This is a genomic window from Nocardia sp. NPDC004573, assembly GCF_053602135.1.
Genome location: NZ_JBSGDA010000003.1, coordinates 153,640 through 176,920, shown reverse-complemented (window position 1 = coordinate 176,920; position 23,281 = coordinate 153,640). Strand labels below are relative to the sequence as shown.

General features: G+C 69.3%; 22 protein-coding genes. 7 read left to right on the top strand and 15 right to left on the bottom strand.

The genetic code is table 11. The annotated features are described in order from the left end of the window. The first annotated feature begins 48 nt into the window (after nt 1-48). Together ACWEKR_RS06410 and ACWEKR_RS06405 are read left to right on the top strand one after the other, a co-directional pair. Nucleotides 49-1,851 (top strand): ABC-F family ATP-binding cassette domain-containing protein, encoded by a 1,803-nt coding sequence (locus ACWEKR_RS06410; protein WP_452353608.1) that lies wholly within the window; start codon nt 49-51, stop codon nt 1,849-1,851. Between the two features lie 90 nt (nt 1,852-1,941). Continuing rightward, a complete protein-coding gene (locus ACWEKR_RS06405; RefSeq protein WP_063052594.1) occupies nt 1,942-2,148 on the top strand; it encodes a heavy-metal-associated domain-containing protein in 207 nt (68 codons plus the stop codon). Nucleotides 2,149-2,199: 51 nt separating this feature from the next. On the opposite strand, the gene rsmA is transcribed toward ACWEKR_RS06405, so the two are convergent. The 3 genes from rsmA to ACWEKR_RS06390 all read right to left on the bottom strand — a co-directional run bounded on the left by rsmA (nt 2,200) and on the right by ACWEKR_RS06390 (nt 5,283). After that, nucleotides 2,200-3,081 (bottom strand): 16S rRNA (adenine(1518)-N(6)/adenine(1519)-N(6))-dimethyltransferase RsmA, encoded by an 882-nt coding sequence (gene rsmA, locus ACWEKR_RS06400; protein ID WP_452353607.1) that lies wholly within the window; start codon nt 3,079-3,081, stop codon nt 2,200-2,202. A 49-nt stretch (nt 3,082-3,130) separates the two neighbouring features. Then, nucleotides 3,131-4,258 carry a resuscitation-promoting factor gene (locus tag ACWEKR_RS06395; RefSeq protein ID WP_228829802.1) on the bottom strand — a complete coding sequence of 376 codons (1,128 nt, stop codon included), beginning with the start codon at nt 4,256-4,258 and terminating at the stop codon, nt 3,131-3,133. Between the two features lie 197 nt (nt 4,259-4,455). Next, on the bottom strand, nt 4,456-5,283 hold the full coding sequence (locus tag ACWEKR_RS06390; RefSeq protein ID WP_159842976.1) for a TatD family hydrolase: 828 nt from the start codon (nt 5,281-5,283) through the stop codon (nt 4,456-4,458). Between the two features lie 59 nt (nt 5,284-5,342). On the opposite strand from ACWEKR_RS06390, the gene metG reads away from it, so the two are divergent. Beyond that, on the top strand, nt 5,343-6,929 hold the full coding sequence (metG, locus tag ACWEKR_RS06385) for a methionine--tRNA ligase (protein ID WP_452353606.1): 1,587 nt from the start codon (nt 5,343-5,345) through the stop codon (nt 6,927-6,929). Between the two features lie 225 nt (nt 6,930-7,154). Beyond that, a complete protein-coding gene (locus tag ACWEKR_RS06380) occupies nt 7,155-7,823 on the top strand; it encodes a TetR/AcrR family transcriptional regulator (protein ID WP_159842972.1) in 669 nt (222 codons plus the stop codon). 102 nt (nt 7,824-7,925) lie between these two features. Here the strand turns inward: ACWEKR_RS06380 and ACWEKR_RS06375 are convergent, their stop codons facing one another. Together ACWEKR_RS06375 and rsmI are read right to left on the bottom strand one after the other, a co-directional pair. Continuing rightward, nucleotides 7,926-8,678, bottom strand: coding sequence for an isocitrate lyase/PEP mutase family protein (locus ACWEKR_RS06375; protein ID WP_159842970.1), 753 nt, complete (start codon nt 8,676-8,678; stop codon nt 7,926-7,928). 68 nt (nt 8,679-8,746) lie between these two features. Beyond that, complete coding sequence (gene rsmI / locus ACWEKR_RS06370) at nt 8,747-9,595, bottom strand: 16S rRNA (cytidine(1402)-2'-O)-methyltransferase (RefSeq protein ID WP_452353605.1); 849 nt, start codon at nt 9,593-9,595, stop codon at nt 8,747-8,749. A gap of 328 nt (nt 9,596-9,923) precedes the next feature. Here rsmI and ACWEKR_RS06365 point away from each other — a divergent pair, with 328 nt between their 5' ends. Beyond that, nucleotides 9,924-11,549, top strand: coding sequence for a dolichyl-phosphate-mannose--protein mannosyltransferase (locus tag ACWEKR_RS06365; RefSeq protein WP_452353604.1), 1,626 nt, complete (start codon nt 9,924-9,926; stop codon nt 11,547-11,549). Between the two features lie 4 nt (nt 11,550-11,553). Here the strand turns inward: ACWEKR_RS06365 and ACWEKR_RS06360 are convergent, their stop codons facing one another. Together ACWEKR_RS06360 and arcA are read right to left on the bottom strand one after the other, a co-directional pair. Beyond that, a complete protein-coding gene (locus ACWEKR_RS06360) occupies nt 11,554-11,913 on the bottom strand; it encodes a GntR family transcriptional regulator (protein WP_195086059.1) in 360 nt (119 codons plus the stop codon). A gap of 8 nt (nt 11,914-11,921) precedes the next feature. Beyond that, a complete protein-coding gene (arcA, locus tag ACWEKR_RS06355; RefSeq protein WP_452353603.1) occupies nt 11,922-13,178 on the bottom strand; it encodes an arginine deiminase in 1,257 nt (418 codons plus the stop codon). A 135-nt stretch (nt 13,179-13,313) separates the two neighbouring features. Between arcA and soxR the strand changes: the two genes are divergently transcribed. Further along, nucleotides 13,314-13,802: a redox-sensitive transcriptional activator SoxR gene (gene soxR, locus ACWEKR_RS06350; RefSeq protein ID WP_063021496.1), complete on the top strand. Its 489-nt coding sequence runs from the start codon at nt 13,314-13,316 to the stop codon at nt 13,800-13,802. Here soxR and ACWEKR_RS06345 read toward each other — a convergent pair. From ACWEKR_RS06345 to ACWEKR_RS06315, 7 genes are all read right to left on the bottom strand, one after another. Next, nucleotides 13,771-14,610, bottom strand: a complete 840-nt coding sequence (locus ACWEKR_RS06345) for an SDR family oxidoreductase (protein ID WP_195086061.1) — start codon at nt 14,608-14,610, stop codon at nt 13,771-13,773. The two genes, soxR and ACWEKR_RS06345, sit on opposite strands and share 32 nt — an antisense overlap. A gap of 106 nt (nt 14,611-14,716) precedes the next feature. Next, nucleotides 14,717-15,844 carry a glycosyltransferase gene (locus ACWEKR_RS06340; protein ID WP_452353602.1) on the bottom strand — a complete coding sequence of 376 codons (1,128 nt, stop codon included), beginning with the start codon at nt 15,842-15,844 and terminating at the stop codon, nt 14,717-14,719. A gap of 93 nt (nt 15,845-15,937) precedes the next feature. Further along, nucleotides 15,938-17,755, bottom strand: coding sequence for a putative bifunctional diguanylate cyclase/phosphodiesterase (locus ACWEKR_RS06335; RefSeq protein ID WP_452353797.1), 1,818 nt, complete (start codon nt 17,753-17,755; stop codon nt 15,938-15,940). Between the two features lie 67 nt (nt 17,756-17,822). After that, nucleotides 17,823-19,961: an Rv1355c family protein gene (locus ACWEKR_RS06330; RefSeq protein WP_452353601.1), complete on the bottom strand. Its 2,139-nt coding sequence runs from the start codon at nt 19,959-19,961 to the stop codon at nt 17,823-17,825. After that, nucleotides 19,951-20,724, bottom strand: a complete 774-nt coding sequence (locus ACWEKR_RS06325) for a hypothetical protein (protein ID WP_452353600.1) — start codon at nt 20,722-20,724, stop codon at nt 19,951-19,953. The genes ACWEKR_RS06330 and ACWEKR_RS06325 overlap by 11 nt, the downstream gene beginning before the upstream one ends. Nucleotides 20,725-20,972: 248 nt before the next feature. After that, nucleotides 20,973-21,407 (bottom strand): effector binding domain-containing protein, encoded by a 435-nt coding sequence (locus ACWEKR_RS06320; RefSeq protein ID WP_063021492.1) that lies wholly within the window; start codon nt 21,405-21,407, stop codon nt 20,973-20,975. Further along, nucleotides 21,404-21,847 carry a GyrI-like domain-containing protein gene (locus ACWEKR_RS06315; protein ID WP_039801088.1) on the bottom strand — a complete coding sequence of 148 codons (444 nt, stop codon included), beginning with the start codon at nt 21,845-21,847 and terminating at the stop codon, nt 21,404-21,406. Before ACWEKR_RS06315 ends, ACWEKR_RS06320 begins: the two co-directional genes overlap by 4 nt. A gap of 318 nt (nt 21,848-22,165) precedes the next feature. Between ACWEKR_RS06315 and ACWEKR_RS06310 the strand changes: the two genes are divergently transcribed. Then, nucleotides 22,166-22,927: a uracil-DNA glycosylase gene (locus ACWEKR_RS06310; RefSeq protein WP_452353599.1), complete on the top strand. Its 762-nt coding sequence runs from the start codon at nt 22,166-22,168 to the stop codon at nt 22,925-22,927. A gap of 30 nt (nt 22,928-22,957) precedes the next feature. On the opposite strand, the gene ACWEKR_RS06305 is transcribed toward ACWEKR_RS06310, so the two are convergent. Then, nucleotides 22,958-23,191 carry a hypothetical protein gene (locus ACWEKR_RS06305; RefSeq protein ID WP_159842948.1) on the bottom strand — a complete coding sequence of 78 codons (234 nt, stop codon included), beginning with the start codon at nt 23,189-23,191 and terminating at the stop codon, nt 22,958-22,960. Between the last annotated feature and the right edge of the window lie 90 nt (nt 23,192-23,281).

The following is a 23,281-nucleotide window of genomic DNA, read 5'->3' as shown; positions in this document are numbered from 1 at the left end:
TGGCCCGGGGCGATCATCGGGCCGCCCGCGCAAGACACGGAAGGATCCATGTCCAACCTGATCAACCTCGAACAGGTCCACAAGAGCTTCGGGATCAAGCCGTTGCTGGACAACGTCTCACTCGGCGTGCACGCGGGTGAACGGATCGGCGTCGTCGGCCTCAACGGCGGCGGCAAGACCACCCTGCTCGAGGTGCTCACCGGCATCGAGGAACCCGACAGCGGCCGGGTCAGCCGGCTCGGCGGCCTGCGCATGGCCGTGGTGACACAGCGCGGCGTTCTGCCCGCGGGCGCGACGGTCGGTTCGGTGGTGCTGGCCGGTCTGGCGGACGACGCCTCGACAGACGAGGTCGCCGAGCACGAATGGGCGGCCGACTCGCGCATCCGCTCGGTGATGGAAGGTATCGGCATCGCCGATCTCGGCATGGACACCCCGGTGGACAATCTCTCCGGCGGCGAACGCCGCCGGGTCGCGCTCGCCGCCGCGTTGGTGCGCGAACTCGACCTGCTGGTACTGGACGAGCCGACCAACCACTTGGACGTCGAGGGCGTGCAGTGGCTGGCCGCGCATCTGCTCGGCCGACGCAGCGCGTTGGTCGTCGTGACCCACGACCGCTGGTTCCTCGACACCGTGGCCACCAGCACCTGGGAAGTGGTCGGCGGCAAGGTCGAGAGCTACGAGGGCGGCTACGGCGACTGGATCTTCGCCCGCGCCGAGCGCGCTCGCCAGGCGGACGCGTCCGAGGCCCGACGGCGCAATCTGGCCCGCAAGGAACTGGCCTGGCTGCGGCGCGGCCCGCAGGCGCGCACCTCCAAGCCGCGCTATCGGGTCGAGGCCGCCGAATCCCTGATCGCCGACGTGCCGCCGCCGCGCGACAGCGTCTCGCTGGCGGCTTTCGCGCGCAAACGCCTCGGCCGCGTCGTCGTCGAGTTGGAGGACGCCACGCTCACCACGCCCGACGGCCGGGAGTTGGTCCGGGATCTGACCTGGCGGCTGGCTCCGGGCGAGCGTGTCGGCCTGGTCGGCGTCAACGGCTCGGGCAAGACGACGCTGCTGCGCGCCCTGGCGGGCGACAGCGACGCGACCTTGGCCGCGGGCAAGCGCGTCCAAGGCCAGACCGTGCAGATCGGCTGGCTGCGCCAGGAGCTCGACGACCTGCCGACCGACCTGCGCGTGCTGGAGGCGGTACAGCAGGTCGCGCAGCGAATCATGCTGGGCGACAAGGAGATTTCGGCGGGCCAGCTGGCCGAGCGGCTCGGCTTCAGCCCCGCCCGCCAGCGCACGCCGGTCGGCGACCTGTCCGGCGGCGAGCGGCGGCGCCTGCAACTGACCCGCATCCTGATGTCCGAACCGAACGTGCTGCTGCTCGACGAGCCGACCAACGACCTGGATATCGACACCCTGCAGCAACTGGAGGACCTGCTCGACAACTGGGCGGGCACGCTGGTGGTGATCAGCCACGACCGGTACCTCATCGAGCGGATCTGCGACTCGACCTGGGCGCTGTTCGGCGACGGCAAGCTGACGAACCTGCCCGGGGGCATCGAGGAGTATCTCGCCAAGCGCGCGACCCTCGCCGCGAGCCGGACCCGCGCCGGCGCGCCGGAGATCAAGCCCGCCGACGCGCCTGCCACCGACTCCGCCGCCTACCGCGCGGCCCGCAAGGAGCTGACCCGGCTGGAACGCGCCATCGACAAACTGTCCGAACGCGAGCAGCGCCTGCACTCCGCGCTGGCCGACGCCGCCACCGAGCCGGACAAGCTGGTCACCTTGGGCGCGGAGCTCAAGCAAGTGCTGGCGGAGAAGGAGACGGCCGAAGAGCGCTGGCTGGAACTGGCCGAGGGCGTGTAAGAGCCTTGCGCGCAATACCCATACGGGGTATGTTTCAATCGTCGGGGTACCCCCCGCCCGTATGAGAATCTGGATGCGAAGGAGTCGGACATGCCCACCACCACCTACACCGTCACGGGGATGACCTGCGGGCACTGCGTCAGCTCCGTCAAGACCGAGATCGGCAAGATCGATGGCGTGACCAGCGTGGATGTGGACCTCGCCAGCGGCGCCGTCCGGGTCGACAGCACCGCGCCGATCGCCGACGCCGACATCGTCGCCGCCGTGGACGAAGCGGGTTACGAAGTCGCCGTCTGATCCGGCCATTCGCGTGGCTCCTCGCGCCGGCCGACGCCGGTACGAGGAGCCCTACGCCTGAGCGGCCAGCCGGACGAAGGCGGCGGTGTCGAGGGTTTCGCCGCGAGCCGTAGGGGCGATGCCCGCGGCGACCAGACGACGCTCCGCTTCGGCGGGCGAACCCGCCCAGGCGGCGAGCGCGGCCCGCAGGGTCTTGCGCCGTTGCGCGAAAGCGGCGTCGACGACCTCGAAGACACGGCGGCGGTGCTCGGCGTCCATCGGCCACGGCGGCTCGGCGAAGCGATCGACCCGCACCAGACCCGACTCGACTCGCGGAACCGGCCAGAACACTTGGGTGCCCACCGCTCCGGCACGCCGGACCGTCCCGAAGAAACCCGCCTTCACACTGGGCACGCCGTAGGTGCGGTTGCCGGGCTCGGCGGCCAGCCGATCGGCCACTTCGGCCTGCACCATCACCAAAGCGACCGCGAGGGTCGGCAATTCGGCCAGCAGACGCAGCAGCACCGGCACCGCCACGTTGTACGGGAGATTGGCCACCAGCGCGGTCGGCGCGGCGGGCAGGTCCGCGGCCGTGACGCGCAGCGCGTCCGCCTCGACCACCGACAGCTGCGCCGCCAGTTCCGGCGCCCGGTCGGCGACAGTTCTGGGCAGGTGACGCGCCAGCACGGGATCGATCTCGACCGCGACCACCGACTCCACCACGTCCAGCAGCGCGAGGGTCAGCGAACCGAGACCGGGGCCGACCTCGAGCACTACGTCCCCGCGCCCCACCCCCGCGGCCGCGACGATCCGCCGCACGGTGTTCGCGTCGTGCACGAAGTTCTGCCCGAGTTGCTTGGTCGGCCGCACCCCGAACCGTTCGGCGAGCACTCGCACTTCGGCGGGCCCGAGCAGCGCCGCACTCCCACGAGCGAAAATTTCAGGTTCGGACACCTCGAGAATCTATCAACCGCGCCGCGGCGTCCCCCGGGTCCGGTGCAGGTCAGCTGATGCCGAGCCGGCCGGTGCACGCGGGCCACGCGCCCCAGCCCTGCCGCTGCCTGGTGATCTCGGCGATGGCGATCTGTTCTTCCCTGGTGGCCAGATCGGCGCGCGGGGCGTACCGCAGCCCGCCCTGCCGCTCCCAGGTGCTCTGGTCGAACTGCACGCCGCCGTAGTAACCGTTGCCGGTGTTGATCGACCAGTTGCCGGTGGACTCGCAACGAGCCAACGCGTCCCAGATCGCGCCGTCGCGCACCGGGGGAACCTCGGTGCCCGGCTTGGCGCCCTTGCGGACGGTCTTGGGCTGTGCCGCCACGGTGACGGTCGACGCGACCGGCTTACGGTCGACTTCCTGGCCGTTGACCATGGTGACCGCGAACGTGACGTTCTGTACCCCGGGAGCGCCCGCGGACTCCACCACCGTGCGACTCATGTTCATGGTCGGGTCTTCGATGACGTTCTCCGGCGGATCCAGCGGCAACGTCTCGGTCTGCTGTTCGACCCGCTTGCGCGTCACGGTGACGCGCAGGCCGTTCGTCAGGGGGGTGGACGCGGCCGGCTCGACGGAGTCCTGCTCGATCAGCGGGATCCCGGCCACTTCGAGGAACTTGCCGACGGTGGGCGCCGCGGCGCGCACGTCCACCGGATGGCCGATCCCGTCCACCAGCGACACCATGCGCGGAGTCGCGATCATGAGCGTGGCGCCTTGCAAAGGGAGCCGCTCGTCGCGAGCGGGCGAGACGTACACCTCTTTCGGAATCTTCAGCTGCTCGAGCGCTTCCCCCGCGGTCACTCCGGTGGTCCAGACCTTCTGCGTCATGCCGTCGACGGACAGATCGACCTCCCGGGCACGGTTGAGCGTGATGGTCGCACCGTCGCCGATGTGCGCGGCCAGGGCGGGCGCCACCTTGTCCCGGTCGGTCACGATGAAGCCCGCCGCCTTCAGCACGCCGCGCACGTCCCGCGACATGGTGGTCTGGAAGAGCTTCTCGCCGTCCACGACAACGGTCACCGTCTTGCGATTCACGATCGCGAGCCCGGCGCCGACGATCAGCGTCAGCAGCAGCGCGCCGACCGCGAGGTGCAGCAGCGGCGAACGCGACTGGTTGATCCGCGTGAAGGGGGACATGGTCACAGCACGATAACGAGGGGGCCGGGCGCCGACAACAGCAAGCTCCGGAACAGCGCCTTTTCAATATCACGATCGAATATCGACCCCGCAGGTAAATCACAAAACGGAACGCAGAAAGTGACATAGGACACATTTCGCATACACCGATGCATTCCGGGCATCCGTGATGCCCCGCGGGTACGCGGGCGCGCCGGTCAGATCCGGTAGACGCGGCGTGCGTTGTCGGTGGTGATCTTCGCCAGTTCCACCGGATCCTGTTCACGCAACTCGGCCAGCGCTCGCACCGTGTACGGCAGGCAGTACGGCTCGTTCGGCGCTCCCCGGAACGGGTGCGGGGTCAGATACGGCGCGTCCGTCTCCACCAGGATCTGGTCGTCGGGCACCACCTTGGCCGCCTCCCGCAACTCGTGCGCGTTCTTGAAGCTCACCGTCCCGGAGAAACTCAGGATGTAGCCCTCGGCCACGCAGGACAGCGCCATGTTGGTGTCGGAGGAGAAGCAGTGGAAGATCACACGCTCGGGCGGGCCCTCGTCCAGCAGCACGGTCAGCAGGTCGTGATCGGCCTCGCGGTTGTGGATCATCAGCGGTTTGCGCACCCGTTTGGCCAGGTCGATGTGCCAGCGGAAACCCTCGATCTGCGTCTCGATGTCGGCGCAGCCGTCCAGCTTGCCCGGCCAGTAGTAGTCGAGACCGGTCTCGCCCACGGCGACCACCCGCGGGTCGTCGGCCAGGCGCTCCAGCTCCGCCTTCGCGTCGTCGTCGAGCGCGTTCGCCCTGGTCGGGTGCAGCGCGACGGCGGCGAACACGCGATCGTCCCAGTGCGCCGCCCGCACCGCCCACTGCGCGGCGGCCAAGTCGTCGGCGACGGTGACCACCCGGCCGACGCCGACGGATGCGGCTCGGTCGAGGATCGCCGCGGTGGACGCCGCGTCGGTCGCGCCGCAGGCGTCCAGATGGGTGTGCGCGTCCACGATCGGCGACAGCGGCTCGGGCGGCTCCGGCGCGGGCCGTGCGGCGCTCATCGGCGATCCCCACGCGGCGCGAACGCATCGATCAGGGGGATATTCACGCGAGCGAAAGAATGCACGCGCATTACAGTAGACACACCATGAGCGAAGCTGACCGCCCCGCCTTCTACATCACCACGGCCATCGCCTACCCGAACGGCGCGCCGCACATCGGGCATGCCTACGAGTACATCTCGGCCGACGCGATCGCCCGCTTCAAGCGCCTCGACGGCTACGACGTGTTCTTCATGACCGGCACCGACGAGCACGGCCAGAAGATGCAGCAGACCGCGGCCGCCGAGGGCATCCCGGTGGACGAGCTCGCGGCGCGCAACTCCGACGTGTTCGAGGCGATGGACAAGACGCTCGACATCTCCTTCGACCGGTTCATCCGCACCACCGACGACGACCACCGGGCCGCCTGCGCCGCCATCTGGGAGCGGATGCTGGCCAACGGCGACATCTACCTGGGCAACTACTCGGGCTGGTACTCGGTGCGGGACGAGGCGTTCTACACCGACGAGGAGACCACGGTGCTGGAGGACGGCACCCGCGTCTCCACCGAGTCCCAGACGCCGGTCACCTGGACCGAGGAGTCGAACTACTTCTTCCGGCTCTCGGCCTACCAGGACAAGCTGCTGGCGCTCTACGAGGAGCACCCCGAATTCATCGCGCCCGCCACCCGGCGCAACGAGATCGTCAGCTACGTCAAGGCGGGGCTGAAGGACCTGTCCATCTCACGCACCACCTTCGACTGGGGCGTACCGGTGCCCGGGCACCCCGACCACGTCATGTACGTGTGGGTGGACGCGCTGACGAACTACCTCACCGGCGTCGGCTTCCCCGACACCGAGTCCGCCGCCTTCGGCAAGTTCTGGCCCGCCGACGTGCACATCATCGGCAAGGATATCTCGCGGTTCCACACGGTGTACTGGCCCGCTTTCCTGATGTCGGCCGGTGTGGAGTTGCCGAAACGGGTTTTCGTGCACGGGTTCCTGTACAACAAGGGCGAGAAGATGTCCAAGTCGGTCGGCAACGTGGTCGACCCGCTGGAGCTGGTCGAGAGCTACGGCTTGGACGCGGTGCGCTTCTTCCTGCTGCGCGAGATCTCCTACGGCCAGGACGGCAGTTACAGCCACGAGGCCATCGTGAGCCGGATCAACAGCGACCTGGCCAACGAGTTCGGCAATCTGGTGCAGCGCAGCACCAAGCTGGTGGCCAGGGACTGCGGCGGCGTGGTACCGACGCCCGGCGAGTTCACCGCCGACGACCGCGCCTTGCTGGACCTGGCAGGCGGACTGCTGGAGCGCTGCCGCGCCGAATTCGACGCGCAGCAGATGCATCTGGCGCTGGAGGCGATCTGGCTCACCCTCGGCGAGACGAACCGATATTTCTCCGCGCAGGCGCCGTGGGCGCTGGCGAAGTCCGGCACGCCGGAGGATCTCGCCCGCGAGGCCACCGTGCTGTACGTGACGCTGGAAGTGCTGCGCATCGTCGCGATCCTGGTGCAGCCGGTGCTGCCGGGATCGGCGGGCCGCATCCTCGACCAGCTGGGCCAGCAGAACCGGACGTTCGCCGACATCGCGACGCCGATCGAACCCGGGCCGGCGTTGCCCGCGCCGGAACCTGTGTTCCCCAAGTACGTCGAACCGAAGGACTGACCCGGTTCCGGCCCGCCTCGCGACGGTCCGGAAAGGCAAGGCGCACAACACTTTCGCCGCATCACACGGTGGTCTGCCCAGGGGTGGATCCACCTGCCTTCCCGATGTGGAATGCGTTGTCGGATAATGAAACACCGGTTCGCGGCCTGGTGACGCCCCCGGACCGTGTGCGATCGGTACGACAACGTTCCGTTCGGAATCGGTTCCGGCACAGAGAGGGCACCCATGGGCCAGCAGCATGCGACGGCATCCGTTCACCGGTCCGGTTTCGCCGAGCGGCATCGGGCGGCACGCGAAGCCGTGCTCACGTCGCAACGCGGCAGGCTGGTCGAGGCGATGGTCGAGTCCGTGGACAGCAAGGGCTATCCGGCCACCACGCTCACCGACATCGTCGCCAGGGCCAGGGTCTCGCGCACCACCTTCTACGACCATTTCGCCAACAAAGAGGAATGCTTCGCCGAGGCGGTGCACACCGGCGTGGACATCATGGCGACCCGCATCGCGGACGAACTCGCCCAGTTGCCGCCGGACGCCGACGCCTACGCGAAGATCGAATCCATCGTGGTCACCTTCTGCCGGACCGTCGCCACCGAGCCGGATTTCGCCCGGCTGGTGCTCGTGGAGTCGTTCAAGGTGAACCAGGAAGCCGTCGGCTACCGCGACCTGGCCGTGGACCGCTTCGCCCAGCTGTACCGCGTGTTCTACGACCAGGCGCGCGCGGCGGACCCGACGCTGCCCGAACTCTCCGACGGGCTGATCGCCCTGATCCCGGACGCGATCGGCGAGCGCACGCGGCGGGTCATCGTCTCCGACGGACCCGCGCGCGTGCCGGAGATGGCGCCGATGTTCGTCCAGTTCGTCATGAGCGCCCTGGGACTACCCGTCTCCTCCTGAAGCATCGGCCGACGTGTTCGCCGGGGCACGACCACCCCACCGGTCACCCGGTGCGGCTGGGTCGGCCCGGCGACCGAATACCGCGCACGCCGCCGAACCGCGTCACTTCCAGCGGTCGAGCAGCGTGTCGATCTCCCTGGTCAGCGCGGCCTGCAGGAACGGACCGAAGGTGATCCGCGCGACACCTTGGTCGGCCAGGGCGGCCTTGTCGGCCTGATCCGGCAGGACGGTCGCGCTGATCGGCAGCGGCAGCTCACCGGTCAGGCGGCGCATATCGGCGTCGGCGTGGCGACCTACCGGGAACAGCACGTCCGCGCCCGCCTCGGCGGCCAGCTTCAGCCGCTCGATGGCGCGGTCCACCCGGTCGGCCTCGTCGCCGTCCTGACGCAGGAGAAGGTCGGTGCGCGCGTTGATCACCAGATGCACGCCCGTCGCGTCGGCGGCTTTGCGGAGGCCGTGCACGAGATCGGCGTGTTCCTGCGCCGTACGCAGGCGCTTGCCCTCACTGTGCACGGTGTCCTCGATGTTCAGTCCGATCGCCCCCGCCTCGAGCAGGCCCTCGACCAGTCGCGCGGGATCCTCCCCGTAGCCCGACTCGATGTCCACCGACACCGGGACGTCCACCGCCGCGGTGATCTGCCGGACCCGGGTCAGCGACTCGTCGAACGTCATCCCCTCGCCGTCCGCGCGTCCGATCGAGTCGGCCAGTGGATGACTACCCACCGTCAGCGCCGGAAAGCCCGCCGCTACAGCGACTTTCGCGGACCAGGCATCCCACACCGTCGGGAAGACCCCCGGATCCCCCGGCACGTGCAACCCGAGAAACGTCGTGGCCTTGCTCTCCAGAGAAGTCATACCGATGATCATGCCCGCCGCCGCACCCCGGGTCGACCACCCGCGCGGAGCGAAACCGCACAGCGGGGCTAGGAGCCGCGCCGCGCGGTGAGAACCGCGTCGTAGAGCTCGCGGCGGGAGACCGCGTGGGCGGCGGCGACCTCGCCGCAGGCGTCCTTGAGGCGGACGCCGGTGGCGGTCAGGGTTTCGACGGCGGCGACCAGGTCCGCGGGGTCGGCGGAGGCAGGCCGGGCGCCCGCGAGCACCACGGTGATCTCGCCGCGCGCGCCCTCGACGGCCCACTCGGCCAATTCGGCCAAGGTACCGCGAACCACTTCCTCGTAGGTCTTGGTCAGCTCCCGGCAGACGGCGGCGCGACGGTCCGGGCCGAGGATCTCGACCGCGTCGGCCAGGCAGTCGGCGAGCCGATGCGGCGCCTCGAAGAACACGCAGGCACGCGATTCCGCCGCCAAAGTGCGCAACCATTCCCGGCGCTGGCCGGATTTCCGCGGCGCGAATCCGTCGAAGCAGAAGCGTTCCACCGGCACGGCCGACAGCGCGAGCGCCGTGGTCACCGCTGACGGACCCGGCAGGCACGTCACCGGCAGGTCGCGCTCCACGCACGCCGCCACCATGCGGTAGCCGGGATCGCTCACCGACGGCATGCCCGCATCGGTCACCAGCAGCACTGTGCGGCCGTCGGCGATCTCGTCGAGCAGCGCCGGAATCCGTGCGGTCTCGACGTGATCGTAGAAACTGACCACCCGGCCGGCGATCTCGACGCCGAGCGCCTTGGCCAGCGCCCTGGTGCGGCGCGTGTCCTCGGCGGCGACGACATCGGCCGTCGCCAGCGCTTCGCGCAGCCGCTGCGAGGCGTCACCGACGTCACCCATCGGCGTCGCCGCGAGCACCAGCCCACCCGCCGTCTCGTCAGCCACCGCACTCCTGTCCGCATCACGTATCCGGCGACAACCGCCCACCCGCAGCCTATCCACCGGCGCCACCGAGCCCAGCAGATACCGGCGGCAACGAGGTTCGACAGCCGTCCTGCCTTCGAGACAAGTCGCACTCACGCCCGCAGCCCACCACGAAATCTGTCGGGCTCGATCTCGAACGTAGTAGCTGATCTCGTGAGCACCTGGCTAACTCCCCGGGTACGGCCGAACCGCGAGGAACACACGACGCAGGACCTGAACGCAAATCGTGCAACCACCCAACGCGTATGGCCTGAATACCCGGAGAGGCGGCACAGCATACGATCGGGGCGTGACCCAGGTGACCGACCAGCGCGCGACCGCACGGTTCACAACCGTGCCCTCCTGGTCGAGCCCGGGACCGCTGCGGCCGCCGCTGGACTCCGGACCGACCGACCGCCTGCGCGGCTGGCTGGTGACGGCCTTCCTCACCGCGATCGCCGCGGTGACGCGCTTCACGATGCTCAACTACCCGACCGACGCGGGCACGCCCGTGTTCGACGAGAAGCACTATGCCCCGCAGGCCTGGCAGATGCTCACCGGCGGCTGGGTGGAGGACAATCCCGGCTACGGGCTGGTGGTGCATCCGCCGGTCGGCAAGCAGTTCATCGCGATCGGCGAGGCGATATTCGGCTACAACGGCTGGGGCTGGCGTTTCACCGCCGCGCTCGCCGGAACCGTGCTGGTGCTGCTGGTGATCCGGATCGTGCGCCGGCTGGCGCGCTCCACCTTGATCGGCGCGATCGCGGGCCTCCTGTTGATCGCCGACGGCCTCACGTTCGTCTCCTCGCGCATCGGCATGCTCGACATCTTCATGGCGCTGTTCGTCACCGCCGCCTTCGGCTGCCTGATCGTCGACCGCGACGAGGTCCTCGCCCGGTTCGCGCGCGCGGACGCGCAGGGCCGGATCGGCGTGACGGATCATGGACCGCGGCTCGGGGTGCGCTGGTGGCGCTTCGGCGCGGGCGTGTTGCTCGGCCTGGCTTGCGGAACCAAATGGTCCGGGATCTATTTCATCGCCGCCTTCGGCCTGATGAGCGTCTACTTCGACCTCTCGGCCCGGCGGATCTACGGGGTGCGCCGCCCTTGGCTCGGCGTCGCGCTGCGCGATGTCGGGCCCGCGCTCTACGCGCTGGTGCTGGTGCCCCTCGGCGTCTATCTGGCGAGCTACTGGGCCTGGTTCGCGAGCGAGACAGGTGTGTACCGGTATATGCCGGGCAATCCTTCGGCGCCGACCGACCCGATCGGTACCGGCGGCTTCTGGTCGCATGTGGTGCCGGGTGCGTTGCGCTCGCTGTGGTACTTCAATGCCAGATCACTGGAATTCCACACCGAGCTGACCAATTCGGCGGGCAATCATCACCCCTGGGAGTCCAAGCCGTGGACCTGGCCCATGGGCTTGCGGCCGATGCTGTACTACTACGCCGACAGCGGCGTCTCCGGTTGCGGCCAGGCCCAGTGCGTGAAGGCCGTGATGCTGATCGGGACGCCCGCCATCTGGTGGGTCGCGTTCCCGGTCCTGGCCTGGATGCTGTGGCGCGCGGCGGTCCGTCGCGACTGGCGCTACGGCGTGGTACTGGTCGGCTACGGCGCCGCCCTGCTGCCCTGGTTCGCCACGCTCGATCGGCAGATGTACTACTTCTACGCCGTCCCGATGGCCCCGTTCCTGGTGATGGGCGTGGCGCTGGTGCTGGGCGACGTGCTGGGCCCGGCGCGCCCGAGCACCATTCCGCGCAGCCCCGCCGGGACCTACCTGCCCGCCCCGCCGAACGAACGGCGCAGTCTCGGACTGCTCGCCGTCTGCCTGTACCTGGGCCTGGTGATCGCCAACTTCATCTGGCTGTGGCCGATCCTGACCGCCCTGCCGATCACGCCGGGCAACTGGCACGACCATCTCTGGCTGCCCAGCTGGAGGTAGCAGCTCAGCCTTCCAGCGCCGCCTGCACGTAACGCAGGGCGGTGGCGTCGTCCAGGCCAAGCCTGCGCACCGTCGCGACGTAGGCGGTGGCCGCGCGGCCCGCCACGTCGCGGGTCGGGTCACCGGACGACGCGATGAACGAGCCTTGCCTGCCGCGGGTTTCCACTACGCCGTCGGCCTCCAGCTCGCGGTAGGCGCGTGCCACCGTGTTGGGGGCGAGACCGAGTTGCGCGGCCAGAGCGCGGACAGTCGGGATCTTGGTTCCGGCCGTGAGTTCGCCGGAACGCACCTGAGCGATGACGCCGAGGCGGAGCTGCTCGTAAGGCGGCACTGCGGATTCGTGCGAGACCGTCACAGTGAACATGCTCGCGCTCACAAGTCGTCGCGGGACAGCGGACACGACAGGCACCGTGGGCCGCCGCGGCCGGAGCCCAATTCGGAACCGGGAATGCGCAGCACCTCGATACCCGCGTCCTCCAGCCTGGCGTTCGTCATCTCATTGCGCTCATAGGCCACCACAACGCCGGGCGCGAGCGCGAGAGTGTTGTTGCCGTCGTCCCACTGCTCGCGTTCGGCGGTGACCCCGTCCAGACCGGTGTCGATCACCCGCAGCTTGCCGATGCCCATGGCCTCCGCCGCCGCGGGCAGGAACGGGTCGGGGCCGCTGATGCCGACCCGTCCGCTGCCGAGCCGTCCGCCGTAGTCGTCCTCCTTGCGGATCGTGAAGGCGCACAGCGATTCGCGCACCGCCGGATACATCACGACGGCATCCGCGTCGACCATGGTGCACACCGTGTCCAAGTGCATGGTCGCGCGAGTCTGCGCGATCGGCACCACGAGCACGGTGTGTGCGAGGTCGTCGTCGAACAGGCTGCGCGCCAAGGCTTCCGCGCCCGCAGGCGAGGTGCGCTCGCCGACGCCCACCGCGACCACGCCCTCCGACAGCAGCAGGACGTCACCCCCTTCGATGGGAGCGGTATGCGATTCGTAGGCACGGCGCACGCCGAGGAATCGGGGATGGAAGGCGTAGATGAGATCGGTCAGCGAGGTCTCCCTGCCACGGGCGGGCAGCGCGAGGGAGGTGATCGCGACGCGCGGACCGACCCAGAACGAGGAGTCCCTGGTGAACAGCAGATTCGGCAGCGGGTCGATGACGAAGTCGCCGCCGTGGTGCATGCGGCGGACCAGCGAGGTGTGGTCGGGCCCGAAGGGCAACTCGTCGAAGGTCATCCCGGCCATCAGGATCTCGGCCAGCTCCGTGGCCGGCACGCCGCGCAGGAAGCCGGCCAGTTCGTCGGCCAGCGTGTGCCCGAGTCTGCGCGCGTCCACCGCGGCGGAGATGCCCTGGATGCGGGCCGCGCCGCTGACCGCGATGGTCTCCGCGAGCAGGTCCGACAACAACAGCACCTCGGTGCCCCGGCTGCGCAGCACCTCGGCGAACGTGTCGTGCTCCTGCTGCGCGCGCTCCACCCACGGGATGCCGTCGAACAGCAGCTGATCGTTGTTGCGCGGGGTCAGCCTGCGCAGCTCGTTGCCCGGCCGGTGCAGCAGCACCGTACGTAGCGCGCCCACCTCGGACGTCACGGCCAAACGCGCACCCTCCCGCGCGGACACAGCATCTGCTCCCATGATCGAACCGTAGTGCCCCGCGGCCGCGAGAGCACGGAAATCCCGGCTTCGGATGCCGATCGGCGCGCGATCGGCGAATCCGGTCCCGGCACCCCCTAACCTCAAGTATTGTTGAGGTGATTGGGAGGAGCGTGCATGTCGACAGCAGCCGATTGGCGGGCGAAGGAGCTGACCCCGGGGCAGCTCTCCGAGCGTAGTGGAGTCGCGGTCTCCGCGTTGCACTTCTACGAACGCGAAGGACTCATCACGAGCAGACGCACCAGCGGGAACCAGCGCAGATACGCCCGTGAGACCTTGCGCCGCGTAGCCTTCATCCGCATTTCCCAGCGCGTCGGCATACCGCTGAGCGAGATCCGCGCCGCCCTCGATCAATTGCCCGAAGGGCGCACCCCCACCCGGCGCGACTGGGAGACCTTGTCCACCACTTGGCGCGCCGATCTCGACGACCGGATCACCCAGCTGATCCGGTTGCGCGACAGCCTCACCGGCTGCATCGGCTGCGGCTGCCTGTCGCTTGGCACCTGCCGCCTGGTCAACGAGCACGACCGGCTCGGCGCCGACGGTCCCGGCGCCCGCGTGCTCGACGTGCAGCTCAATTGCCCGTCGAAGCCAGCAGCCTGCTGAACCGCGCGCTGGTGCGCCGCATCACGAACTCGTAGGGAAAGGCGAACTTGCGCTTCCACCAGTAACCGAAGCGGATGTCGAACGAGCTGTAGACCAGGAACCGGTTGCGCTCGATGCCGCGCAGGATCGCCGTGGCCACCCGTTCCGGCGGCACCGCGTGCTCGGCGAAGGCCGCGGTGAGCCGCTTGATCTTGGGATGCTCTTTGTTCACCCCGGCCAACTCGACGCTGCGCACCAGCGGCGTGTTCACCGCGCCGGGCGCCACCAGATGCACGGTGATCCCGTGTTGCGCCAAGTCGAAGCGCAGCACTTCCGACACGCCGCGAATGCCGTACTTCGCCGCGCTGTAGGCGGCGTGCCAGGGCAGCGCGAGCAGGCCCGCCGCCGACGACACGTTGACCAGCGCACCGCCCTTGCCCGCGCGCACCATGGGCGGCACGAAGGTCTCGATGACGTGGATCGGCCCCATCAGGTTGACCTCGACCATGCGCCGCCAGTGCTTGTGCTCCAGGTTCTCCACGGTCCCCCAGACCGAGGTGCCCGCGATGTTCATGACGACGTCCAGACTGCCCAGTTCGGCGTGCACGCGGTCGGCGAAGGCGCGCACCGCGTCGTAGTCGGTGATGTCCAGCGCTTCGGCCAGAGCGACGCGACCACCCGCGGCGCGGATGTCGGCCACCGCGGTGTCCAGGCCCTCGGCATTGATGTCGGTGAGCACCAGTTCGGCGCCGTCCGCGGCGGAGGCGAGCGCGGTGGCCCGGCCGATGCCGCTCGCTGCTCCCGTGATCAGAACCTTCGCCTCGCGCATCGTCGTGCGACCCGCTCGCCCGCGACCTCTACCCAGCACTGCGCATCCCATCTCGAATCGCCGAATCGGTTCCCCGCAGGGTAATCCAGCCGACGGCCGCAGGCCGCTAACGACCGAGCACCGCAAGCATGCCCGCTACGGCCCGCGGCCAGGTGAACTGCTCGGCGCGGTTGCGCGCGGCCCTGCGGCGACCGGCCTGCGGCATGGCCAGCACGTCGCTGACCGCCCGCGCGAAGGCGGAGGGATGATCGGCGGCCACCGCGCCGCAGTCGGCGGTCACGATGTCGGCCAGCGCGGAGGAGCGGCTGGCCACTACGGGCGTGCCCGCCGCGAGCGCTTCCAGCGCCGCCAGGCCGAAGGTCTCGTGCGGGCCCGGCGCCAGCGAGACGTCCGCGGTGGCGAGCAGTGTGGCCACCATCGCGCGTTCGGAGATGAATCCGGTGAAGTGCACGGCGGGCACGCCGCCGGGCAGCGGGGCCAGCGCACGGGCCCGCCGTTGCAGCGCGTCCCGGCGCGGACCGTCCCCGGCGACGATCAGCCGCGCTTCGATCCCGGCCGCGCGCAACGCCCCGACCGCTTCGATGCTGCGATCCACCCGCTTCTCGACCGACAACCGGCCGCAGTGCACCAGCAGCGGATGACCGGGCACGCCGAGATCGGCGCGCAGTCCGCGATCGCGCCGGTGCGGGTTGAACAGGTCGAGGTCCACCCCGAGCGGGACCAGCTCCACGTTCCGCGCGCCGATGCGCAGGAACTCCTCGCGCGCGAACCCGGTGGTGCACACGATCATGTCGTAGTCGGTGGCGGTGTGCCGGTTGGCCACGTCGGCGCAGCGCCGCGCCACCGGACCGGGCAGCACCTGGCCCAGCAGGCGGTCGAGCCGCTCGTGCGAGATCATCACGCCGGTCACGTCGCGCCGTCGCGCCCAGCGCCCGAAACCGCGCAGCGTCAGCCGATCCGACACCTCGAGCACGTCGGGCCGCAATCCGTCCAGGACGTCGGCCACCCGGCGGGGATCGGCGGCGCGGTAACCCCCGGTCCACGGAATGGCCAAGGCAGGCAGCGTGATGCGCGCGACCCCGGTGGGCAGGATCTCCTCCGACCGGTGCGGACCCGGCACGATCAGCACCACCTCGTGCCCGGCGGCGGCATACCCCTCGCCCAGATGGTGCAACGCCGTGCGCAGCCCACCCGAACGCGGGCCGTAGAAGTTCGCCAGCTGAACTATGCGCACTCGGCCGATCGTGCAGCGGACGGGGTTACCCGCGCCCAACGACGCGTGAACGGCCGTGAAAGAACGGGATAACCGGCGGCTGCGGCAGTGCGCTCAGTGCGCGGGCAGCCCGCGCCCCGCCCGGGGCAGATCGAGGTCGAGCGGAATCCGCCCCGCGGCGAGGTGCGCTTCGACCTGCTCGGCGGGCATCGGCTTCGCGATCAGGAAGCCCTGCGCGCGGTAGCACCCCAGACCGACCAGGGTGCGCGCGGCGACCGCCGTCTCCACGCCCTCGCCGACCACGCCCAGCCCGAACGAGCCGGCCAGGCCGATGATGGACTTCACAATGGCCAGATCGTCGGTGCTGGCCCCGAGCCGTTGCACGAAGCCCCGGTCGATCTTCACCGCGTCCACCGGCAGCGCCTTCAGATGCGACAGCGAGCTGTAGCCGGTGCCGAAGTCGTCGATGGCGATCTGCACGCCCATCCGCTTCAGCCCGCGCAGCGTCACCTGGGTCCTGGCCAGATCCTGCACGACGACGTGCTCGGTGATCTCCAGGCACACCGAGCTGCCGTCGATGCCGAACAGGCGCAGGATGTCCTCGATGCGCTCCACGAAATCGAGGCTGACCAGCTGCACCGGCGACACGTTGATCCGCATCACCACATTGCCCGCCAGTCCGCGCCTGCGCCACTCGGCGAACTGCGCGCACGCCGACCGGATCACCCAGCGCCCCAGCTCACCGGCCAGGTTGGTGGCCTCGGCGACGGTGACGAACGCGGCGGGCGGCAGCAGCCCCCTGGTCGGGTGCAGCCAGCGGACCAGCGCCTCCAACGCGACGATGCGGCCCGTGCGCAGGTCGACCTCGGGCTGGTAGTGCAGCAGCAGCGAGCCGTCGGAGACGGCGCCGCGCAGGTTGAGCTCCACGTCGTCCTGGAGTTCGAACTGCGCGCGCATGGTGTCGGTGAACACCGCGACGCCGTTGCCACCGCCCGATTTCGCCGACAGCAGCGCGTGATCGGCGCGTCGCAGCACGTCGGCGACGGTCGTCTCACCCGGGAAGCCGAGCGCCACACCGACGCTGGCGCCGCGGCTGACCGACTCGCCGCCGACGGTGACGCGCCGGGCGATCAGCTGCTGGATCCGGTTCGCCTCGTATTCGGCGGCCACGGCGTCCATCGGCTTGGCGGGCACGATGACGAATTCGTCGCCGCCCAGGCGGGCGATCATGTCGTTCGGGTCCAGATTCTCCCGCAACCGCGTCGACAACGTGCGGATGAAGTTGTCCCCGGCGGTGTGGCCGAGGAAATCGTTGAGCGCTTTCAAGCGATCCAAGTCCAGGAAGAAGGCGGCCACCGGGCCGGGACTGCCCGCGCGTAATCGCTCTTCCATGTGCTCGAGCAGCGCGCGTCGATTCGCGAGCCCGGTCAGGTCGTCGTGCAGCGCGATATATCGGAGACGTTCCTCCGCGACCACCCTGGCCTGCAGTTGCGCGAACAGCGCGGCGATGGCTTTGAGCACGTTGAGTTCGCGATTGCTCCACTCGCGATCGCCCGACTTGACGAATCCGAGCACGCCGGTCGGCTCGCCCCGCGACAGCAGCGGCACGGCAGCCGAGGTCACCCCCACGATGCCGGACCCGCGGCGGACGGTTTCCTGATAGTCGGCGAACTCCGGGGTCGGGCGCGCGACCATCGGTTCGGTCGCGTTCTCCAGGGCACGGAACACGGGGTCGGCGCCGTCGAAGTAGATCACGCCGAGGGGATCGGGATCCGGGATGTTCTGCCGGTGCGGCCACTCCGCGATGAGCACGGTCGCGCGCCGCTCCCGGTCGGTGTGCCGCACGTAGCTGAAATCCACGTCGAAGTACTCGACCAGCTGCGCGAGCACCCGCTCGGTGGCGGCGACCATGGTCGTGGCGTCCACACCCATGAGCTCAGAGGCGACCTGGGTCACCAACGAGTCGAGTGTCCGCCGTGGCACATTGTCTCCGATCGCGCTAACTACTGGTGTCCACACCGAGCACCGGACGCCGCCTGCTGCGTACGGTGGCGGCGGAGGCGTAGCTCAGGCGAAGCACCAACGCCATGGTCTCATGCTCAGGCACTTCCAGCAGGTCCAGGAAACGGCCCTGAAGTGACGCTAGTGTATCCGCGAAGTCGGGGGAAATCGCAGCAAGTTCGCCGCGGCGTCGGGCGTAGAGGTATACGGGGGAAATCGGTTGGACACACAATCCGAGGCGTTCGGCCCGCACCCAAACCCGCGCGACCGCGGCCCCCGCCTCCGCGTAGCCGGTCAATCGAGGGTCGGCCGCGTCGAATGTCACCGCCAGAATGGCGGAGCTGGAGCGCACCCGGTCACCGGTGTATTTCCCCAGCGCCGCGCCGCCCGACCAGGACCGCACCTGCGCCATGACGTCGGCGCGAGTGGTTATCTGAAATGCCGCCCACTCGTCGGCGGTCAGTTCCAGGCTGCGCGTGTCGATTCCGGTATCCGGATCGTCGTCCTCCGCCCACCGGACTTCGCCGAGCATTTCCTCGTATAACCGGGGCGTGAGATATCGGATGCGGTCGGAATCACCCAGCAAACGTGCGGCTTCTTCGATCCCCTGCCGATCCACGACCGCACGCACATGGGCTCCGGCCGATTCGGCGACCGCCGTGAGCGTGTCGAGGACGCCGTCGGCCAGCGCGGTCCCGGTGCCGATGCTGCGGTTGGTCTCGCGGCGCAGGACGGCGGGATAGTCGGCGGCCAGCTCGTCGCTCCGCTCGTCCCCCAGCCGCAGGCGCGCGACGAGGCGACCGGACCCCGGCGCACCCTCGACGAACTCGTGCGGTCCGAGTACACCGTGCGCGGCCGCGGCGACTCGCGCGTTGTACAGGGCGGCGCCGAGCGCGACGGCGCTGCCGCGGTAGCCGATGTCCATCGCCGCGCTGTGCTGCGGCGCCAGCTCGACGACGATGTCGTCCGCCTCGGCGCGCAGCGACCACGGTTGCATGTTGCCCCCGGACGGCGCTCGTTGTGCGCAGGTCAGGATGCTTTCCACGGGTCCGTCGACGGACTCCGGCGGCGCCTCGGTCCACGCCGGCTCGTCGCGCGGCGGCGGGTCGGCGAGTTCGTCCAGATGCCGTTCCACGTCGAGCCGGACACGACCGGAGGCCAGCTTCATGCCCAGACCGATGCGCCGGACGGCGGCCACCACGCTCGCGGCGCCCAGCGCGACGTCGCCCGCCAGCTGCGGCCAGCTGGTCACCGTCTCGCCGACTTCGATCAGGCTCGCGCCCAGCCGCGGCGACAACCCGGCGGCGCCGAGCAGCTGAACCACGAACGGCGCCTTCTCCCTGGACGTCAGCCCGCGCAGATCCGCGGCGCGAACCGCACCGAGCAACCCGTGAAACACCGGGCGCTGCGGTTCGAGATCGAAACGCTCGACGTCCAGCAAACCGCGGTCACTGGTTTCCATCAGCACCGGAATACGACGGCGTGCCGCCGCCTCACGGATCACCAGTTTCATATCGAGCGAATCGCATTCCTCGACGACGATCGCGAGGCCGTCCAAGAAATCGTCCACCGAATTCTCGTCGATCCCGGCTTCGAAGATCCGCACCGGCAGGTAAGGATCCAATTCGGCGATACGGCGTGCGGTTACCACGGCTTTGTTGACGCCGACGTCGAAGAGCGTTCCCGCCACCCGGTTGAGATTCGAGAATTCGATTTCGTCCAGATCGGCCAGGCGCAGTTCTCCGCAAATGCCTTCCATGGCGAGCAGATGCGCGATCGCGTTCCCTGCGCTCTGCCCGACGACCCCTATCGCGAGCTCGGCCAGCCGGTCCTGTTCGGCTCTGGTCAATTTGTTCCGATTGCGATCCAGCCGGATCAGCCGGAAAGTCCGCGGGCCCGGCAATCCGATCACCGCCGCGCGCCACGGGTAGTAGATCCAGCGGTCCGCCTCCGGGCCCTCCGGAATATCCGGTGCAGCCACCATTTTGCCGAGTTCGGCGCGCAACGCCGAACGCAGGTCGCGGAATTCCAGGCGCGGGTCGGCGCGCAACGTGGCGAGCATCCGCGCGTCCTCCGGATCGGCGGGGTCGAGGATCAGCGGCCGGTGGTCGGCCGTACGCGGCCGGTCATCGCCCATGGCCGCGCCGGCCCTCTGTCGCGCGGCCGACGCCGCACCGCATCTCGAGCGGACGCGCGGTGGGCAGTCCCAGCGCGTCCTGCTCCCCGTGCGTCAGGGCCCGTTGCGACTCCTCGGCGAACGCGGCGTAACTCAGGGTGTCCCACCACAACGGCACGGTTCGGTAGCGCTCGTCCGGATACGGGACCGCGGGGATGCCCTCGGCTGGAACAGCACCGCACGCCTCGTGCCGGGGCACGGTGAAGGAGGCCACCGTCGCGAAGCCATAGCGCGCGCCGAGCAAGCGCGCGCCGTGCAGCACCGTGCGTGAGATCGCCGCGCCGAGTTCGGCCCGATTGGGCGTATCGCGCGCGACCCACGCGCCCTTGGCCTCGATCACGCCCTGCGGTATCCGGTCGGCAATCATCCGCCGCAAGTCGTCCGCGCCGGGGTGACCCGCCCATTCGATCAGCGCGTGCGCCTGCCGCGCCTCGCGGTAGGGCCCTTGCATCCTGGCCCCGGCGACCACGTCGCCGTCGGCGTCGAGCGCGGCGAAGAACAGCGACGTCGAACCGCCGTCGGCGACCGCCTCGTATTCCAGTGCGTGTTCCACTCCGAAGCGCCGATAGACATCGCGCGCTCCGCGCAGATACCGGTGCCAGAGTTCCGGCTGCGCATCCGGTTCGGAGACAAAGAACGCACACTCGGATTGCGCGTCGTAATACCGCCGTACTCCCCGCCCACGGGAGTTACTCGGCACGACTGCAATCAGATCCACAGTCATGTTGTTCCTACTCCATCGCCGCGCTGCCCTGCGCGATAGTCCAGCCCGATGCATCCCCCCACGGCCCCGAGCCGAGACGAAGTTGCCCAGGGCAGTATCCGTCATCGGACAGGAATTGACCAGCCGTCCGGCTAATCTTCCGAAAACTCTGCGGTACATGCGATATTTTCGCAGGTCAACCTAGCTGGAATCGATATCGGAAATAAGATGGAGACCAGTCGGTTCTGGGGTAGTTACTATTGAGCAAGCTAAACCAGGATAGAAATGAACAACTCGACCGACTCCGGGCCGTGCCAGATCTCGATTTCTTCACGGTAGGCCCGGGTGATCTCCGCCGACGCCGTCGCGTCATCGACCTGCGCCCAGACGTCCTCCACCGGATCGTGATAGTCGCCGTTCGGTGCGAAACGGGCGTAGACGCCTTTCGGCACCCGCACCAAGACGTCGCCCACCGGCACGGCATCCGGAGACGGGTACTCGAAGCAGACCACGGCGTTGTAGTTCCCGGCCGGATCCGGCACGTACACCGTGTACATCGGCCCCTCGCCACCCTGGCGGTCGCGCAGCCGATCCTTGAGGAACTCGATCAGGTCGCTGTTGCTGACCTTGAAGCTCGGGCGCACGCGCGGGACGACCAGCCCGCCGTAGACCGCTTCGGCACGCACCACGATCGCATAGCTCATCGCGCGTCGACCGCCAGATACAGATCGATCTTGTAGGCGTGCGGATAGCACTCGAAGTCGCCGGTGTAGGTCCGTTTGATCTGGTTGTGCTCCTCGGCGTAGGCGATCTGCGTCCACAGGTCGGTCATCACCTGGGGGAAGTTGCCGACCGAGGAGAACCGGGCGTAGGCGCCACGCGGCAGGCGCGCGACCAAGTGACCGCGGGTGACGTCGTCGAAGGACGCGCACTGATAGCCGACGATCTGGGTGTTGTACGTGCCCAGCTCACCGGTGTAATCGGTGTAGGCGCTGGCCAGCGGGCCGCCGAGTTCCTGGTGCAACACCGCCGCCCAGGCGGCCTCCAGATCGCGGTCACGCAGTTCCCCGAGCGCACGTTTGGGGCTGCGTACCGGCAGCCCGGCAACCCACGTCTCGTCCCGCTCGACGATCTCAAACTGCATGGAAAGACTCTTTCGAAGGAAGCCGGAGGTGAACCACCGCATCCGGTCGGTCGGAATCGCCATGCTACCAACCCGGACCGGGTGGTACCGATCACATAGCACGGTCGGCAGCCGCACGATCACCGCGCTGAACTGGACAGATGACCGAAGCGGCGCCGTCCGGCGCGCCCCCTTCGGCGGGCGGCGGCGGCCGGTCGCGCTGAGGCATAGTGGACATGATCGTCCGGTTCGCCCCTGCCGCGGCCCCACCGAACGGAGGCCTGATGAACGAGACGCCGCCCGCCGCCCGCCGCCGTGCGCCCGCGCCGTCCGCACGCGATGACCACGCCGCCGGGACCTGACGTGTGCCGGTCCATCGCCGACCTGGACGCGGCGGTCGCCGACTGCTTCGCCTGCCCGCGCCTGGTCGCCTGGCGCGAACTCGTCGCGCGGCAGAAGCGCGCCGCCTTCCGCGACCAGACGTATTGGGGCCGTCCGGTGCCCGGCTTCGGCCCGGCGGACGCCCGGATGCTGATCGTGGGACTCGCGCCGGCCGCGCACGGCGGCAACCGCACCGGCCGCATGTTCACCGGCGACCGCAGCGGGGACGTGCTCTACGCCGCGCTGTACGCGGTCGGCCTCGCCAACCAGCCGACCGCGGTCGGCCGCGGTGACGGCCTGCGACTCGACGGCGTGCGGATCACCGCCCCGGTGCACTGCGCGCCGCCGGACAACAAGCCGACGCCCGAGGAACGGGATCGCTGCGGCCACTGGCTGGACACCGAGCTGCGCCTGCTGACACCCACCGTCCGCTCGGTGGTGGTACTCGGCGCGTTCGGCTGGCAGGCCTTGCTCCCGGTGCTCTCGGGTGCGGGCTGGGCGGTGCCGCGCCCGCGACCGCGATTCGGCCACGGCGCGCACGTGGAACTGGCCGCCACCGACACCGGCCGGAGTCCGCTGCATCTGTTCGGCTGTTATCACGTCAGCCAGCAGAACACCTTCACCGGGCGACTCACTCCGGCCATGCTGGAGGCGGTCCTGGCGGACGCGGCGGAAACCGCCGGGCTCCAGGTGCGGCGAAGTCACGCACCGCGCGGGTGATCGCTCGCGCATCGCCGCTAGGTAGCGGGTTCAGACGTGGTCGACCAGGGCCGGGTGACCTGCTTCGTGGGCGCAGTGCGCGCAGCAGAAGTAGTCCCCACGCGCCTCGACGCCGTGGCCGAGGATCCGGCAGGAACAGTGCGTGCAGGTCGGGGCCATGGCGTTGATCGCGCATTCGAAACTGTCGAAGGTGGCCGACGTGCCGTCGCGGGTGATGGTGAACGTCTTGTCGTACTCGTTTCCGCAGGTGTCGCAGGTGGCCATGAGGTGTCACCGGTCCTCTCGCGTCGATGGACTAGAGCGTCGCAGTTCGCGGTACCCAGCCCCGGTCAACGCAAAACGAAGCGGCGGACC